This window comes from Streptomyces sp. NPDC006207 (assembly GCF_040613835.1).
GTDB lineage: Bacteria > Actinomycetota > Actinomycetes > Streptomycetales > Streptomycetaceae > Actinacidiphila.
The window spans coordinates 13,458-30,180 of sequence record NZ_JBEXSX010000014.1 but is presented as its reverse complement, the minus strand read 5'-3'; the positions used below and the strand labels follow the sequence as shown (position 1 = coordinate 30,180).

Sequence of the window (16,723 nt, the reverse complement as noted above, 5' to 3'; positions counted from 1 at the left end):
GGGAACGGGCGGCGGCGGCCGGTGTCGGTGGTGCCCGATAACCTCCCCTTCGTGTCCTCCCTCATCACCGGTCCCGAGCAGCTCAAGGAGCTGCTGGGCATCCCGTTCACCCCGGAGCAGCTGGCGTGCATCACCGCGCCGCTCGCCCCGCAGGTGATCGTGGCCGGTGCCGGTTCCGGGAAGACGACGGTCATGGCGGCCCGCGTGGTGTGGCTGGTCGGCACCGGGCAGGTCGCCCCCGAGCGGGTGCTGGGGCTGACGTTCACCAACAAGGCCGCCGGCGAGCTCTCGGAGCGCGTGCGCAAGGCCCTCGTCCGGGCCGGGGTCACCGACCCGGACCCGGCGGACCCCGACCACGCGCCGGGCGAGCCGCAGATCTCCACGTACCACGCCTTCGCCGGACAGCTCCTGAAGGAGCATGGGCTGCGCATCGGGCTGGAGCCGACCGCGCGGCTGCTCGCCGACGCGACGCGCTACCAGCTGGCGGCGCGCGTCCTGCGGGCCGCGCCCGGTCCCTTCCCGGCGCTCACCAAGGGCATCCCGACCCTGGTCAGCGATCTGCTGGCGCTGGAGGGCGAGCTGGCGGAGCACCTGGTGCCGCCCGAGCGGCTGCTCGCCCACGACCGGGAGTGGCTCGCCGCCCTCGACGGCGTCCGGCTCACCAACGCGGATCTGCGCAGGCTCCCCGAGACGGCGCGCGCCCGCATCGACCTGACCGGGCTCGCCGCCGCATACCGCGCCGAGAAGAAGCAGCGCGACCTGCTCGACTTCGGCGACCAGATCGCCCTGTCGGCGACCCTGGCCCGCACCCGCCCCGAGGTCGGCCGCATCCTGCGCGAGCAGTACGCCGTGGTGCTGCTCGACGAGTACCAGGACACCTCCGTCGCCCAGGGCCTGCTGCTCTCCGCCCTGTTCGGCGACGGCACGGGCCATCCGGTGACCGCGGTCGGCGACCCCTGCCAGGCCATCTACGGCTGGCGCGGCGCCTCGGTGGCCAACCTCGACGACTTCCCGCTCCACTTCGCGCACGCCGACGGGACGCCCGCCCGGCGCCAGTCCCTGTCGGAGAACCGGCGCAGCGGCGGCCGGCTGCTCGACCTCGCCAACGACCTCGCCGCCGAGCTGCGCGAGCGTCACGAGGGCGTCGAGGCCCTGCGGCCCGCGCCCGGCGCCGAACGGGACGGTGTCGTGCGCTGCGCGCTGCTGCCCACCCAGGAGGCGGAGATCGCCTGGATCGCCGACTCCATCGCGCACCTGGTGCGCACGGGCACCGCGCCCGGCGAGATCGCGGTGCTGTGCCGGGCCGCCGCTCACTTCGCCGACATCCACGCGGCGCTCGTCGCCCGGGACGTGCCGGTGGAGGTGGTCGGCCTGTCCGGGCTGCTGCACCTGCCGGAGGTCGCCGACCTGGTCGCCGTCTGCGAGGTGCTGCAGGACCCGACGGCCAACGCCGCCCTCGTCCGGCTGCTCACCGGGCCGCGCTGGCGGATCGGGCCGCGCGACCTGGCGCTGCTCGGACGGCGGGCCCGGCTGCTCGTACCGGGCCGCGGCGGCACCGCGGACCGGCTGGCGGCCGCCGTGGAAGGCGTCGACCCGGCCGAGGTGATCTCGCTCGCCGACGCCCTGGAGACCTTCGTCGACGGCGAGCCCGACGACCACCTGCCCTTCTCGGCCGAAGCGCGGGTGCGCTTCGCGCGCCTGGCCACCGAGATACGCGAGCTGCGCCGGTCGCTGGCCGACCCGCTCATGGACGTACTGCACCGGGTGCTCGCCGTCACCGGCCTGGAGGTCGAGCTCTCCGCGTCCCCGCACGCGCTGGCCGCCCGCCGCCGGGAGACCCTGCACGCCTTCCTGGACGTGGCGGCCGGCTTCGCCTCGCTGGACGGCGACGCCACGCTGCTGGCCTTCCTGGGCTTCCTGCGCACCGCCGCCCAGTACGAGAAGGGCCTGGACAGCTCGCTGCCCGGCGGCGAGAACACGGTGAAGGTGCTCACCGCGCACAAGTCCAAGGGGCTGGAGTGGGACGTCGTCGCCGTCCCCGGGCTGGTGCGCAAGGGCTTCCCGAGCGAGCGGGGCCGCGAGCTGTGGCACTTCAACGCCAAGGCGCTGCCGCACGCGCTGCGCGGTGACGCCGCCACCCTCCCCGACGTTGAGGAGTGGTCCCGGGCGGGCCTGGCCGCCTTCAAGGCGGCCATGGCCGAACACAACCGGGTCGAGGAGCTCCGGCTCGGCTACGTCACCTTCACCCGGCCCCGCTCCCTGCTGCTCGGCTCCGGCCACTGGTGGGGACCCAGCCAGAAGCGGCCCTTCGGCCCGTCCGCCTTCCTCGACGCCCTGCGCGCGCACTGCGAGGCCGGCCACGGCGAGGTCGAGCACTGGGCGGAGGAGCCCGCGCCCGAGGCCGTCAACCCGGCCCTGGCCCGTACGGCCGAGACGCCGTGGCCGCTGCCCCTGGACCCGGCCGCCCTGGCCCGCCGTCGCGAGGCCGCGCGCAAGGTGCTGGCCCACCTGCGGGCGCCGGCCGCGTACCCGGTGGCCGTCGCTCCCGACCCCGACTGGCCGCCGCCCCCCGAGGACGAGGAGGAGCCGCCGTACGACGCGTACGACGACCAGTACGGCGAGGAGGACACCGGCGACTGGGAGGACTGGTCCGACGACCGGCCGCCCGCCATCCCCGGGCAGCCCGGCCCGCACGGGCCCGGGCCCGCCTCGGTACCCGTGGCCGCTTCCGGGTTCGACGGCGGTGAGCTGCTGCTCCCCGAGGAGGCCCGCGCCGTCGCGTCCTGGGACCGGGACCTCGACGCGCTCACCGAGGAACTGCTCCGCTCGCGCGCGGCCGTCCACGACGTCCCCCTGCCCACCACGCTCAGCGCCTCCGCGCTGCTGCGGCTGGCCGCCGACCCCGAGGGCTTCGCCCGCGAGCTGGCCCGCCCCATGCCCCGCCCGCCACGGCCCGCGGCCCGGCGCGGCACCCGCTTCCACGCCTGGGTCGAGTCCCGGTTCGAGGAACTGCCGCTGATCGCCCCCGAGGAGCTGCCCGGCATCGAGGGCGACGACGAGATCGCCGACGAGCGCGACCTCGCCGAACTCAAGGAGGCCTTCCTGCGGACCCCGTACGCCGAGCGCACCCCCTACCGCGTCGAGGCGCCGTTCCAGATCGACCTCGCCGGGAGGGTGATCCGCGGCCGGATCGACGCGGTGTACCGGGAGGGTGAGGGCTACGAGATCGTCGACTGGAAGACCGGGCGGGCCGGCACCGCCGACCCGCTGCAGCTCGCCGTCTACCGGCTCGCCTGGGCCGAGCGGCACGGAGTGCCGTTGTCGCAGGTCACGGCCGCATTCCTGCACGTGAGGACGGGGGAGCTGACCCGGCCCGAGGCGCTGCCCGGCCGGGCAGCGTTGGAACGCCTCCTGCTGGGCGGCCCGGAGCCCGGGCCGGGGGACGCGCCCGGTGCCGACGCCGAGGGTCCCGGCGTCGCCCGATAGGCTCAAGGGCATGAGCACCACCCCGGACAGCGCCGTCCGCAGTTACGTCGAAGCACATCGTGACGCCTTCCTCGGCGACCTCGCCGAGTGGTTGCGCATCCCCTCGGTCTCGGCCGATCCGGAGCGCTCCGCCGACGTACGGCGCAGCGCCGAATGGCTGGCGGCGAAGCTGAAGGAGACCGGCTTCCCGGTGGCCGAGGTGTGGGAGACCCCGGGTGCTCCCGCGGTCTTCGCCGAGTGGCCCTCCGACGCGGCGGACGCGCCGACGGTGCTGGTCTACGGCCACCACGACGTGCAGCCCGCCGCCCTCGAGGACGGCTGGGACGGCGAGCCCTTCGAGCCGCGGATCCGCGACGGCCGGATGTACGGACGGGGCGCCGCCGACGACAAGGGACAGGTGTTCTTCCACACGCTCGGCGTCCGCGCCCACCTGGCCGCCACCGGCCGCACCGCCCCCGCGGTGAACCTGAAGCTGCTGGTCGAGGGCGAGGAGGAGTCGGGCTCCCCGCACTTCACCGACCTCGTCCGCGCCCACGCCGGACGGCTGGCCTGCGACACCGTGATCGTCTCGGACACCGGCATGTGGGACGAGGACACCCCCACCGTGTGCACCGGCATGCGCGGCCTGGCCGACTGCCAGATCGACCTGTACGGCCCCGACCAGGACATCCACTCCGGTTCCTTCGGCGGCGCCGTCCCCAACCCGGCGACCGAGGCCGCCCGGCTGGCCGCGGCGCTGCACGACGCGGACGGCCGCGTGAGGATCCCCGGCTTCTACGACGGCGTCGTCGAGCTCACCGACCGCGAGCGCGAACTGTTCGCCCGGCTGCCCTTCGACGAGGAGCGCTGGCTGCGCACCGCGAAGTCGCACGCGACGAGCGGCGAGGCCGGCTACTCCACCCTGGAGCGGGTCTGGGCCCGGCCGACCGCCGAGGTGAACGGCATCGGCGGCGGCTACCAGGGCCCCGGCGGCAAGACGATCGTGCCGTCCTCGGCGCAGCTGAAGCTGTCGTTCCGGCTGGTGGCCGGGCAGGACACCGACCGGGTGCAGCGGCTGGTCGCCGACTGGGTCGCCGCGCGCGTCCCGGCCGGGATCCGGCACGAGATCACCTTCTGGGGGGCCACCCGCCCCTGCCTGACCCCGCTGGACCACCCCGCGCTGGGCGCAGTGACCCGGGCCATGGGCCGGGCCTTCGGCAAGGAGGTCCTGTTCACCCGCGAGGGCGGCTCGGGCCCGGCGGCCGACCTGCAGGACGTCCTCGATGTCCCCGTCCTGTTCCTGGGAATTTCCGTGCCGTCCGACGGTTGGCACTCGGTGAACGAGAAGGTGGAACTCGACCTTCTGCTCAAGGGCGTGGAGACGTCCGCGTACCTCTGGAGCGAGTTCACGACTCTGTGAGCATCCGCATCCATCCGCGCGCTACGGGGAGTTGACAGCAATCTTGTCCGATACGTCCGGAACCGGAACCACCTTCGACGCGACGGCCTTCCCGCCGCCCCTCGCCCGCCCGTCGGGCGTGGACCGCGCCGCCGAGCACCGGCTCGACGAGGCGTGGCTGGCGGCGGCCTGGAGCCACCCGAAGACGCAGGTGTTCGTGGTCTCCGGGGGGCAGGTCCTGGTCGAGGACACCCCGGACGGCCGCACCGAGCTGGTCATGATGCCGAGCTTCGAGGCACCGGAGAGCGAGGTGCACCGCTACTTCCTCGGCGTCGACGAGGAGGGGGTGCGCTACTTCGCACTGCAGAAGGACGCGCTGCCCGGACGCCTGGACGAGGCCGCCCGCCCGGCGGGGCTGCGGGAGGTCGGGGCCCTGCTGTCGGACCGCGACGCGGGGCTCATGGTGCACGCGGTCGCCCTGGAGAACTGGCAACGCATGCACCGCTTCTGCTCGCGCTGCGGCGAGCGCACCGTGGTGGCCGCCGCGGGGCACATCCGCCGCTGCCCGGCCTGTGGCGCGGAGCACTACCCACGCACCGACCCGGCGGTGATCATGCTGGTCACCGACGAGGAGGACCGGGCGCTGCTGGGCCGCCAGGCGCACTGGCCGGAGGGACGCTTCTCGACGCTGGCCGGCTTCGTCGAGCCGGGGGAGTCCATCGAGCAGGCCGTGGTGCGCGAGGTCGCCGAGGAGGCCGGCGTGACCGTCGGCGAGGTGGGTTACGTCTCCAGCCAGCCCTGGCCGTTCCCCTCCAGCCTGATGCTGGGCTTCATGGCGCGCGCCACGTCCGCGGAGATCACCGTGGACGGCGAGGAACTGCACGAGGCGCGCTGGTTCTCCCGCGAGGAGTACCGCAAGGCGATGGAGACCGGCGAGGTGCTGCCGCCGTACGGGATCTCCATCGCGGCGCGGCTGATCGAGCGCTGGTACGGGATGCCGCTGCCGGCCCGCCGCTGAGCGCGGGCCCGTGCGGCCCGGCCGTGCCTGCCGCGCGGCCGGGCCGGGACGCTCAGCCGGCGAGGGCCTGCTTGACCTGGGCCAGGCTCGGGTTGCTGAGTGCGACCGGCTCGGCGCCGCTCTTGGGGGACACCAGGAGGGTCGGGACGAGCTGGTTGCCCCCGTTGACGCTCTCGACGAACTTCGCCGACTCCGGGTCCTGCTCGATGTTGACCTCCGTGAAGGTGATTCCCTCCCGGTCCAGCTGACCCTTCAGGCGGCGGCAGTATCCGCACCACGTGGTGCTGTACATCGTCACAGTGCCGGACATCGGTGTTCGCTCCTCAAGGTGGGGGATGACGTCGATCCCGAGAACGCTAACCCCTTGCCTCGGCATTCCTTGCAATCGTTCGCGGTACGACCATCCCACCTCAGCTGTGGATAACTTTCCCGGCCGTCTCCCGGGACCTGGCAGCATGGCGGGGTGACTGCACCAACCCACACCCCGCTCTTCCCGGACTTCCCCGCCGTCCCGGACTCGGCGGACGCCGTGCTCGCCGGGCTCGACCCCGAGCAGCGCGCGGTCGCCACCGCCCTGCACGGCCCGGTGTGCGTGCTGGCGGGAGCCGGCACGGGCAAGACGCGCGCGATCACCCACCGGATCGCGTACGGGGTGCGGGCCGGGATGATGCAGCCCGCCAGTGTGCTCGCGGTCACCTTCACCGCCCGTGCGGCCGGTGAGATGCGCGGGCGGCTGCGGCAGCTCGGCGCGGGCGGCGTGCAGGCGCGCACCTTCCACTCCGCGGCGCTGCGCCAGCTGCAGTACTTCTGGCCGCGGGCCATCGGCGGCGACATGCCGCGGCTGGCCGAGCGCAAGATCCAGCTGGTCGCGGAGGCCGGGGCACGCTCCCGCATCCGGCTGGACCGCAACGAGCTGCGCGACGTCACCGGCGAGATCGAGTGGGCCAAGGTCACCCAGACCGTCCCCGAGGACTATCCGGCGGCCGCCGCCAAGGCGGCCCGCGACATCCCGCGCGACGCCGCCGAGATCGCCCGCATCTACACGACGTACGAGCAGCTCAAGCGCGACCGCGGGGTCATCGACTTCGAGGACGTGCTGCTGCTCACCGTCGGCGTCCTGGAGGACCGGCCGGACGTCGCCGAGGCCGTCCGCTCCCAGTACCAGCACTTCGTCGTCGACGAGTACCAGGACGTCAGCCCGCTGCAGCAGCGGCTGCTGGACCTGTGGCTCGGCGGCCGGGACAACCTCTGCGTCGTCGGCGACGCCTCGCAGACCATCTACTCCTTCACCGGCGCCACCCCGGAGTTCCTGCTCGGGTTCCGCAGCCGGCACCCGGAGGCCACGGTGGTCAAGCTGGTCCGCGACTACCGCTCCACCCCCCAGGTGGTGCACCTGGCCAACGGGCTGCTGTCCCAGGCCCGGGGCCAGGCCGCCCAGCACCGTCTGGAGCTGGTCTCGCAGCGCGAGGCCGGCCCCGAGCCGGTCTACACCGAGTACGCCGACGAGCCCGCCGAGGCCGAGGGCACCGCCCGGCGGATCCGCGAGCTGATCGACGAGGGCGTGCGGCCCAGCGAGATCGCCGTGCTCTACCGGGTGAACGCCCAGTCCGAGGTCTACGAGCAGGCGCTGGCCGACGCCGGCGTGCCGTACCAGCTGCGCGGTGCCGAGCGCTTCTTCGAGCGTCCCGAGGTCCGCGAGGCCGGGATGCTGCTGCGCGGCGCCGCGCGGGCGGGCGGCGGATCCGACCCGGGTCTGGACGACGCGGACCTGCCCGCGCACGTGCGGGCGGTGCTCAGCAGCCGCGGCTGGTCCTCCGAGCCCCCGGCCGGGTCGGGCGCGGTCCGCGACCGCTGGGAGTCGCTGGCGGCCCTGGTGCGGCTCGCCGAGGACTTCGCGCGGGCCCGGCCGGAGGCCACGCTCGCGGACTTCGTCGCCGAGCTCGACGAACGCGCAGGCGCCCAGCACGCCCCGACCGTCGAGGGCGTCACCCTGGCCTCGCTGCACGCCGCCAAGGGCCTGGAGTGGGACGCGGTGTTCCTGGTCGGCCTGACCGAGGGCACGATGCCGATCACCTACGCCAAGACCGACGAGCAGGTCGAGGAGGAGCGCCGGCTGCTCTACGTCGGCGTCACCCGCGCCCGGTTCCACCTCGCCCTGTCGTGGGCCCTGTCCCGCTCGCCGGGGGGCCGCGGCGGCAGGCGGCCCTCGCGGTTCCTGGACGGGCTGCGGCCGGGCTCGGCGGCCCGGGGCAGGGCGGGCGGCCGTTCGGCCGCCACGGGCGGCGTGGAGCGCGGCTCGGGCGGCAGGAAGCGGCGCGGGCCGGTGCAGTGCCGCGTGTGCGGCCGCACCCTGTCCGACGCGGGTGAGATCAAGCTGATGCGCTGTGAGGACTGCCCCTCCGACATGGACGAGGCGCTGTACGAGCGGCTGCGCGAGTGGCGGGTGGAGCAGGCGAAGGCACTGGGCCAGCCGGCCTACTGCGTCTTCACCGACAAGACGCTGCTGGCGATCGCCGAGGTGCGGCCCACCACGGAGGGTGAATTGTCTGTCATCTCCGGGGTCGGGGCCCGCAAACTGGACAAGTTCGGCGCCGACGTCCTCGCCCTGTGCGCGGGGCGGGAGCCCGTCGGTGAGGCCGGTGACGAAGCTGTTGCGGAAGAGCCCGGAAAATAGTTTGCGCGCCCCGAGGAAATCCCCATAGCCTGCGTGAGCGCGAACGGCGCGGCTCTGTGAAGGACCTTCCCGGAGCGGTGCGATCCGTGATGTACTGACCCAGCACCACCTGTCAGACCAGCCCAACGAGACGCCGAGAGGAGGCGAGACCAGTGACCAGGTTCATGACGAAAATGACCGATCGTCCGGTCGCCGCCGCCTGCTCCCTTGGTGCCTCGCTCCGTGGCACCGGTCTGTCCAGCCGCCTGTCCGGCGGTCTGCCCACCACCGTTCTCTCCATCCGGGAGCGCGGCGGCGAGCGACCGACGCAGGCGCCGGCGGTGGCAGTAATGGCTGAGGCCCAGGCCTATGCCTTTGCGGCGACCAATGGTGCCGGAACCCAGAAGCAGCAGCACCCGAAGTGGGCCTCCCGCGGGCTCGAACCCTGGAGCGATCCAGCCTGATCGACGATCAGGCCGGCACCTCCAGGGCCGCGGAATCCCAGACCGGGATCCGCGGCCCTTCTGTTTTCCCCACCCCCCGACAAACAGATGAGGAACGAAGCGATCGTGCATCTCACCCCGCACGCACCGTCCGTACCCGCCCCCGTACGCCCGCCTGACCCGGAGGTCCCCTTGCTGCCCCTCACCGAGCTCGACGACGAGATCGACCGCCTCGGCGTCCCCGTCCCGTGCCGGACCTACGACCCGGAGGTCTTCTTCGCCGAGTCCCCGGCCGATGTCGAGTACGCCAAGTCGCTCTGCCAGACCTGCCCGGTCCTCGAGGCCTGCCTCGCCGGCGCGAAGGACCGCCGTGAGCCCTGGGGTGTCTGGGGTGGAGAGCTCTTCGTCCAGGGTGTCGTGGTGCCGCGCAAGCGTCCCCGTGGCCGTCCGCGCAAGAACGCGGTTGTGGCATGAAGCGCCCTGCCGTCGGAACGATCGACCGTCCCCTCACGCACGACCCCAAGAAGCAGGCCCCGATGAACCCGTCCGCCACCGAACGCCCCGCCCCGCCCTCCGACGCTCCCGCTGAGCGTCAGAACAGGAACCTCGAAATGCAACTCATGCCAGAAGCCATGGCCCGTGCCCATATGCAAGAGCGCCTCTACGAGGCCGAGCACGAACGGATGGCCCTCCGCGTGCTCAACGCCCGGCGCCTGCAGCGCCGCGCCGAACGCGCCTCGCTGCGCGCCCGCCGGGCGCTGGCGATGGCCGTGATGCAGTAGCGCTCACACATCGGCAACGACACACAACCGCGGGGCCGGTCGATTTCGACCGGCCCCGCGGTATCGTCACGAAGTGGACCAGAAGACTCAATTCGAACGGGTCGGGACTGCTCCCACCACGACGACGTGCGCCCGCTGCGGGGCCGTCGCCGAGGGACTCCCCCTCACCTGGACCTGCTCCGTCGAGAACGGCAGTCGCGTGTACTTCTGCGACGACTGCGCCCGCACCAACATCCGCAGTATCGAGGGCCGGCTGGACTCCTCCTGGTGGTAGGGCCGTCCCGGCGGCCCCCCTGTGCCTAGGCCGAGGCGTCCTCGGCCTCGGGCAGCGGGGCCAGGTCCTCCCCGGAGAAGCCCGGTAGCCACTCGAGCAGCTCGTCCCGCAGCCTGACCGTGGCCGCCAGCTGGCACAGCACCCCGATGGTGCTGAGCGTCACCCGGTGGATGAGCAGGTACGAGGGCGGCAGGTTGAGCTGCTTGCCCAACTGGTGCGCGGGTGAGCGCGGGTCGGCGACCCGCGCCGCCTGCGCGCGCATCCAGCCACGCGCGAAGGTGAACTCGTCCACCGCCGCGGGCTCGATGATCGGCCGCAGGTAGTCCAGCACGGCGTCCGGGTCGAGTGCGATCGTCGGCTTGACGAAGCCCTCCTGGCGGAGCATCGAGTGCACCGACTCCGCGTCGTCGGCCAGCGCCAGGCGCAGCGCCGTCCCTATCGGCACCGGCAGGCCCTCCGGCAGGCGGTCGACGGTGCCGAAGTCGAGCACGCCCAGCCGCCAGCCCTCCGCCGGGCCGTCGTCGACGAGCAGCCGGAAGTTGCCCGGGTGCGGGTCGGCGTGGAGCAGCCCCGTGCGGGCGGGGCCGGCGAACAGGAAGCGCGCCAGCAGTTGACCGGCGCGGTCGCGCATCTCCGGCGTGCCCCGCGAGATCACCTCCGCCAGCGGCACCCCGTCCATCCACTCCGTGACCAGCACCTGGTCCGTGCGGTGCACCACGTCCGGCACCTCCACGTCCGGGTCGTCGGCGAACTCCACCGCGTGGGCGTGCTGGGCCTGCGCCTCCAGCTCGTAGTCCAGCTCCTCCGAGACCCGGTCGCGCAGCTCCGAGATCAGCGGCTTGATGTCCATGCCGGGGATCAGCGGCCCGAACAGCCTCGCCACCCTGCCGAGTTGGTTGAGGTCCGACAGCAGGGCGTCCCCCGCGCCGGGGTACTGGACCTTCACCGCCACCTTGCGGCCGTCGTGCCACACGGCCCGGTGCACCTGCCCGATCGAGGCGGCCGCCGCCGGCTGGTCCTCGAACTCGGTGAAGAAGGTGCGCCAGTCCTCGCCGAGGCGCTCGGCCAGTACGGCGTGCACGGTGCGGGCGGGCATCGGCGGCGCCGCGTCCTGCAGCTTGGTGAGGGCGGCGCGGTAGGGGCCCGCGACCTCCTCGGGCAGGGCGGCCTCGAAGACCGACAGGGCCTGCCCGAACTTCATGGCACCGCCCTTCAGCTCGCCGAGGACCTTGAAGAGCTGTTCGGCCGTCCGCTCCTGCAGCTCGGTGGCGACCTCTTCCGCGGGGCGCCCGCCGAGCCGCTTGCCCAGTCCCAGTGTCGCCCGCCCGGCGAATCCCAGTGGGAGCGCCGCCAACTTGGCGGTACGGGTCACCGCTTTGCGCGGAAGATCAGACATGCGCCCCCTCTTTCCGATCGGTCACGTCGTCATTGTCCCCCGCCCCTCCCGGACCATGGCACCGGCCGTGTCACAAACCTCCGGCGTCGTCCGCCGCACCGGCACCCGCGGCGTGCGCACCGCAGCCGCATCTGCGGTCACCCGGCACCGGCCGCACCTCCGTGGTCAGCCGGGCGAGGCCCATCTCGACGCGCCCCCCGCAGCTCGGCGGCCGGCCGCCGTCGACGAAGGCCAGGGCGTGCGCCGCGGCGAGCCCCGCGACCGTGGTGGCCAGCGCGACGTCGCAGGCGGGGACCCCGCTCCGCCCGGACCTCAGCTGCGCCAGCACCCTGGGCCAGGCCGCGTCGGCATCCGCCATCCGCAGTCCCAGACATCCCGCACACCCCGTGCTCCCCGGCACCACCAGGGGACCCACCACGCCCCGGCCTTCCAGCACCCCCGCGTACAGGTGGGGGATCCCGGCGGCCATCAGCGGTTCGGCCTCCTGGGCGTCAGGGGCGTAGGCGGCCAGGCCGTCGCGCGGCGCGACCACCACCAGTGACAATCCGGGCTCGGGCGCGGCGGACGGCCCCCGGCGGCCCACCGCCGCCGCCCGCGGATCGGGCGCCGCCCTGCGCACCAGACCTCGCGCCGCCGCGTCCCGGCGCTCGCCGATGTGTTCGGCGGGGATGCCGCCCGGCGCGGTGTCCCAGGGCTCGACCCGGCCCCCGTCGCGCACGTCGACCCGGCCGACCCCCGCCGCGGAGAGGACCGCCGCGATGGTCGCGCCGACCCGGCCCGCCCCGGCCACCCGTACGCGGGCCGCCCGCCGCCGGCCCATCCGGTCCGCCGCACCACCGGGGTCGGAGTGCACCACGGACAGCGCCGCCAGGTCGGGGCGGAGCCGGTCCAGCGCGGCCGAGTGGTGCCGTATCGTCTCGGACAGCTCGGCGTGCGCCGTCGCGTCGTCGAGCACACCGCCCTCGGCCAGCAATCCGAGCAGCCGCCGCGCCTGCGGGGGCCGCAGCCCCAGCGATTCGGCATCGCGGGCGAGCGGACCGAGTCCGCGCGTGCCGTCGAGCAGGTCGAGGAAGGCGGCGGCCGCACCGTCCACCGGGTCCAGGACCACCGCGTGCGCCGGGTCGACGCCGAATTGCAGGCTTTCCCGGCTGCGCCAACTGCGGCGCATCGCCGGCTTGAGCATGGGACGCATCGCCACCCCCGTGGGCAGAGTTCCCGATCGAGAGATCGTTCCGATTCCGTGTCGGGCCAGCGTGCCCGATATCCCCGCACGGGCCGTGAAAGTTATCCACAGGCGATGCAAATGATCATTCGGTATGACTACGGCCCGGTATCTCTCTGCTCTCCTTTCTCACCGAGCACCCCCGCGGGCGGGACTTCCCGGACCCGGTGCGGGTAACGTCGGGGCGTGTCCGCCGACCCCGCCCAGAGCCTTTCCGGCCAGCCCCCGCGCGCCCCTCGGACCAGCGCGGTCGAAGTGCGCCGAAGCGCCCGTCGACGCCGGACGGTGTCGGCGTACCGCGAGGGCGACGTCACCGTGGTCCTCATCCCCGCCCGGATGTCCGTCGCCGAGGAGAAGCGCTGGGTGACGGTCATGCTGGACAAGCTCGCCGCCCAGGAGAGCCGCCGCAGGATCGGCGACGACGGGCTGGCCGCCCGCGCCGCGCAGCTGTCCGCGCAGTACCTCGGCGGCCGCGCCATGCCGCGGACCGTGCGCTGGGTCACCAACCAGAACTCCCGCTGGGGCTCGTGCACACCGGCCGAGGGCAGCATCCGCCTGTCCCACCGCCTCCAGGGCATGCCCGAGTACGTCGTCGACTACGTGCTCCTCCACGAGCTCGCCCACCTCCTGGTGCCCGGCCACGGGCCGGACTTCTGGAAGCTGCTGGAGTCCTACCCGCGCACCGAACGTGCGCGCGGGTACCTCGAGGGCGTCGCCGCCGCGGCCCGGCTGCCCCACCCGCCCACGGCACGCGAGGAATAACGGGGGAATAGCCCCTGTCACGGCCAGCGGTTAGCCTGGCGCAACGCAGCAAGTACGTACGTACGGATGGGGGGACGGTCCTTAGCGATGGCCAGGGAATTCCAGCGCGGCCACAAGGCCAAGATCAGTGACCTGACCGCAGGGACGGATCTGTACATCGGCGTGCAGATCAGCGGTCCCGGTCTCGGCTTCGACATCAGCTGCTTCGGGCTCGACGCCGAGGAACAGCTGTCCGACGACCGCTACTTCATCTTCTTCAACCAGCCCAAGTCGCCCGAGGAGGCGATCCAGCAGCTGGGGGCGCAGGCCGGGGACACCGAGTCCTTCCGTGTGACGCTGGACCGGATCCCCGCGCAGATCCAGAAGCTGAGCTTCACCGCGACGATCGACGGCGCCGGGCAGATGTCGCAGATCGGCCCGGGCTACGTCAGGATCGTCGCCGGGGGCGAGGAGGTCGCCCGCTACGCCTTCACGGGCGCCGAGTTCAGCACCGAGCGCGCGGTCATGCTCGCCGACTTCTACCTCAAGGACGTCTGGCGCTTCGCCGCCGTCGGCCAGGGCTTCGACGGCGGGCTCGACGCCCTGCTGAAGAACTTCGGCGGCGAGGTCGCCGAGGAGCAGCAGGCCGCGCCGCAGCAGCCCGCCGCGGCACCGGGCTTCGCGCCCCCGGCGGGTGCCGCGCCCGGGTTCGCGCCCCCGGCGGCCTCCGCGCCGCCCGCCCCGCCCCAGCCCGCCCCGGCCTTCGGCGCTCCGCCCGCACCGGCTCCGGCCCCCGTGCACGCCGCCCCCACCATGGTGGCGCCGATGACCACGCCGACGCAGGCCCCGCCGCAGGCGCCCCCGGGCCAGCCACCGTTCGGCCAGGTCCCGCCGCCGCAGGCGCCTCCGGGCCAGGTCCCCGGCCAGATGCCGGGTCAGCCGCCCTACGGCCAGCCCCCGTACGGCCAGCCCGCACCGGGCCAGCCCCCGTACGGCCAGCCCGCACCAGGCCAGTCCCCGTACGGTCAGCCCGCACCGGGCCAGTCCCCGTACGGTCAGCCCTCCTACGGTCAGCCCGTCCCCGGTCAGCCGATGCCGGGTCAGGGCATGCCCGGCCAGCCCGCGTTCGGCCAGCCGCCGCAGGCCCCGCACGCCGGCCAGGTCCCGCAGGCCCCGGGCGCCGGTCTGGCGGCCGCGATGCAGAAGTACCGCGAGCTGCCCACCGGCCAGCGCTGGACCCAGCAGAACCCGAAGCTGATGCGCGCCGACCTCTCGCAGGCCGGCGGCCAGCCCGTGCTCGCCCGTCAGGGCAGCATGGTGCTCTACCAGGGCAAGGTCGAATTCGGCTACAAGGGCGCCGGGTTCACCGGCCGCATCGTCGGCAACATGACCGGCCAGGAGATGCAGCTGATGCGCTGCACCGGCCGCGGCCAGGTCTTCTTCGCCGAGGACGCGTCCTACCTGCACCCCATCGAGCTCCAGGGCGACGCCATCTGCGTCTCCGCCGAGAACGTGCTCGCCTTCGACGAGTCCCTCCAGCACGAGGTGCGTCGCATCGAGGGTCACGGCATCCCCGGCGGCGCCCTGTTCACCATGCAGTTCCAGGGCACGGGCACCGTCGTGGTCAAGACCCACGGCACCCCGGTGGTGCTGCCGGTCACCCCGACCACCTACGCCGACAGCAACGCGATCGTCGCCTGGTCGGCGGCCTCGCAGGTGGTGCTCTCCAGCCAGGTGCGGCTGCGCAGGAACGCCTACCCGGGACACAGCGGGGAGACCGTGAACCTGCAGTTCCGGGGCGCCCCCGGCAACTTCATCATCGTCCAGCCGTACGAGGTCTGAGGGGAGCCCGTCATGGACCAGTCACTGATCTCCGGGTACGCCCCGGCACCGGTCACCGCCCGCATGGAGAACCACGGCAGCAGCATGCTGAAGGTGGCCATGCAGAGCGGCCAGGACCTCTTCGCGCGCACCGGTTCGATGGTCGCCTACGAGGGCTTCGTCCAGTACGAGCCCAACCCGCCCGCCGTCCGCCAGATGGCCTCGCAGTGGCTCACCGGCGAGGGGGCACCGATCATGAAGTGCTCCGGCGACGGACTGCTCTACCTCGCCGACTACGGCGCCGACGTCGTCTGCGTCTACCTCAACAACGAGGCGCTGTCGGTCAACGGCAGCAATCTGCTCGCCTTCGACGCCCACCTCCAATGGGGCGTGGAGCGGGTGAAGGGCCTGGCCAAGTTCGCCGGCCAGGGTCTGTTCAACGTCGGGATCTCGGGCACCGGCTGGGTGGCCATCACCTCGCGCGGCACCCCGGTCGTGGTCGACTGCGGCCGCGGCGAGGACGAGACCTACGTCGACCCGGACGCCCTCGTGGCCTGGTCGAGCGGGCTGAAGACGAAGGCGAAGCGCAGCTTCAAGGCGTCGGCCCTCATCGGGCGCGGCAGCGGCGAGGCCTTCCAGATCGGCTTCTCCGGCCAGGGCTTCGTCGTCGTACAGCCCAGTGAGGACAGCACCGACCGCCTCCGAGTCCGGGGCTGAGGGGGAGCGAGACACCATGCAGAGCCCGCTTTTCGGCTACACCGAGGTCCAGACCGAGGACCAGTACGCACTCCAGAACCCGTACCTGCTGAGGGTCAAGCTCGACGGCCGCACCGACTGCCTGGCCCGCAAGGGCGCCATGGTCGCGTACCAGGGCCTGATCGAGTTCGACGGCGAGTACCAGAGCCACGCCCAGCGCACCGCCCGCTACCGCACCGGGGAGGGCCTGGAGCTGATGCGCTGCTCCGGGCAGGGCACGGTCTACCTCGCCAACCTGGCCCAGCACATCCACGTCGTCGACGTGGACCAGGAGGGCCTGACCGTGGACGGCGCCTATGTGCTGGCGCTCGACTCCGGGCTGCACTGGGAGGTCATCTCCGTCGACAGCCAGTTCGGCATCTCCGGCAGCGGCGCCTACAACCTCAACATCTCGGGGCACGGCAAGGTCGCGCTGATGACCTCGGGCAAGCCGCTGCTGATGCCGGTCACCCCGGACAAGTACGTCTCGGCCGACTCCGACGCGGTCGTCGCCTGGTCGTCCTCGCTCCGGGTGCAGATGCAGGCGCAGACCAGTTCCTCAGGCGTCTGGCGGCGGCGCGGCAACACCGGCGAGGGCTGGGAGCTCAACTTCCTCGGCCAGGGCCACGTCCTGGTGCAGCCCAGCGAACTGATGCCGCCGCAGAACGCCCAGCTCGGCGGTGGCGCCGCCGCCCAGTACGGCTTCGGCCAGCAGGGCGCGCACGGGATGAACCAGGGCAACATCTTCAGCAACCGCTGAGCTCCCGCGGCCGG

General features: G+C 73.3%; 15 protein-coding genes. 12 read left to right on the top strand and 3 right to left on the bottom strand.

The features are described from left to right. Positions 1–51 precede the first annotated feature (51 nt). Genes ABZ312_RS13840 through nudC form a run of 3 tightly spaced genes read left to right on the top strand, consistent with a single transcriptional unit; the run spans position 52 to position 5,882 of the window. The gene (locus tag ABZ312_RS13840; RefSeq protein ID WP_500437699.1) at positions 52–3,486 is read left to right on the top strand and encodes an ATP-dependent helicase; all 3,435 of its coding nucleotides are present in this window, start codon (positions 52–54) and stop codon (positions 3,484–3,486) included. Positions 3,487–3,496: 10 nt separating this feature from the next. Continuing rightward, complete coding sequence (locus ABZ312_RS13835; protein ID WP_500437697.1) at positions 3,497–4,885, top strand: dipeptidase; 1,389 nt, start codon at positions 3,497–3,499, stop codon at positions 4,883–4,885. 43 nt (positions 4,886–4,928) lie between these two features. After that, positions 4,929–5,882 (top strand): NAD(+) diphosphatase, encoded by a 954-nt coding sequence (gene nudC, locus ABZ312_RS13830; RefSeq protein WP_499513834.1) that lies wholly within the window; start codon positions 4,929–4,931, stop codon positions 5,880–5,882. A 52-nt stretch (positions 5,883–5,934) separates the two neighbouring features. Here the strand turns inward: nudC and ABZ312_RS13825 are convergent, their stop codons facing one another. Continuing rightward, positions 5,935–6,192 (bottom strand): glutaredoxin domain-containing protein, encoded by a 258-nt coding sequence (locus tag ABZ312_RS13825; RefSeq protein ID WP_500327935.1) that lies wholly within the window; start codon positions 6,190–6,192, stop codon positions 5,935–5,937. 153 nt (positions 6,193–6,345) lie between these two features. Between ABZ312_RS13825 and ABZ312_RS13820 the strand changes: the two genes are divergently transcribed. The 5 genes from ABZ312_RS13820 to ABZ312_RS13800 all read left to right on the top strand — a co-directional run bounded on the left by ABZ312_RS13820 (position 6,346) and on the right by ABZ312_RS13800 (position 10,034). Beyond that, positions 6,346–8,556: an ATP-dependent DNA helicase UvrD2 gene (locus tag ABZ312_RS13820; protein WP_500327933.1), complete on the top strand. Its 2,211-nt coding sequence runs from the start codon at positions 6,346–6,348 to the stop codon at positions 8,554–8,556. A 152-nt stretch (positions 8,557–8,708) separates the two neighbouring features. Continuing rightward, positions 8,709–8,999 carry a hypothetical protein gene (locus tag ABZ312_RS13815; protein WP_499513837.1) on the top strand — a complete coding sequence of 97 codons (291 nt, stop codon included), beginning with the start codon at positions 8,709–8,711 and terminating at the stop codon, positions 8,997–8,999. A 105-nt stretch (positions 9,000–9,104) separates the two neighbouring features. After that, the gene (locus ABZ312_RS13810; protein ID WP_499513838.1) at positions 9,105–9,452 is read left to right on the top strand and encodes a WhiB family transcriptional regulator; all 348 of its coding nucleotides are present in this window, start codon (positions 9,105–9,107) and stop codon (positions 9,450–9,452) included. Continuing rightward, complete coding sequence (locus ABZ312_RS13805; protein WP_499513839.1) at positions 9,449–9,760, top strand: putative WhiB-interacting protein; 312 nt, start codon at positions 9,449–9,451, stop codon at positions 9,758–9,760. Before ABZ312_RS13810 ends, ABZ312_RS13805 begins: the two co-directional genes overlap by 4 nt. Positions 9,761–9,833: 73 nt before the next feature. Next, entirely contained in the window at positions 9,834–10,034 is a 201-nt protein-coding gene (locus ABZ312_RS13800; RefSeq protein WP_326572546.1) for a hypothetical protein, read from the top strand. A gap of 25 nt (positions 10,035–10,059) precedes the next feature. On the opposite strand, the gene ABZ312_RS13795 is transcribed toward ABZ312_RS13800, so the two are convergent. Both ABZ312_RS13795 and ABZ312_RS13790 read right to left on the bottom strand, forming a co-directional pair. Further along, positions 10,060–11,430, bottom strand: coding sequence for an ABC1 kinase family protein (locus tag ABZ312_RS13795; RefSeq protein ID WP_500357354.1), 1,371 nt, complete (start codon positions 11,428–11,430; stop codon positions 10,060–10,062). Between the two features lie 70 nt (positions 11,431–11,500). Next, positions 11,501–12,622 (bottom strand): TOMM precursor leader peptide-binding protein, encoded by a 1,122-nt coding sequence (locus tag ABZ312_RS13790; protein WP_500437695.1) that lies wholly within the window; start codon positions 12,620–12,622, stop codon positions 11,501–11,503. Positions 12,623–12,838: 216 nt separating this feature from the next. Between ABZ312_RS13790 and ABZ312_RS13785 the strand changes: the two genes are divergently transcribed. From ABZ312_RS13785 to ABZ312_RS13770, 4 genes are all read left to right on the top strand, one after another. Then, complete coding sequence (locus ABZ312_RS13785; RefSeq protein ID WP_500327928.1) at positions 12,839–13,414, top strand: M48 metallopeptidase family protein; 576 nt, start codon at positions 12,839–12,841, stop codon at positions 13,412–13,414. Positions 13,415–13,501: 87 nt separating this feature from the next. After that, positions 13,502–15,235, top strand: coding sequence for a TerD family protein (locus tag ABZ312_RS13780; protein WP_500437693.1), 1,734 nt, complete (start codon positions 13,502–13,504; stop codon positions 15,233–15,235). A 12-nt stretch (positions 15,236–15,247) separates the two neighbouring features. Beyond that, positions 15,248–15,931: an AIM24 family protein gene (locus tag ABZ312_RS13775; protein WP_326572541.1), complete on the top strand. Its 684-nt coding sequence runs from the start codon at positions 15,248–15,250 to the stop codon at positions 15,929–15,931. A gap of 16 nt (positions 15,932–15,947) precedes the next feature. Beyond that, positions 15,948–16,709: an AIM24 family protein gene (locus ABZ312_RS13770; protein WP_500327925.1), complete on the top strand. Its 762-nt coding sequence runs from the start codon at positions 15,948–15,950 to the stop codon at positions 16,707–16,709. Positions 16,710–16,723 lie beyond the last annotated feature (14 nt).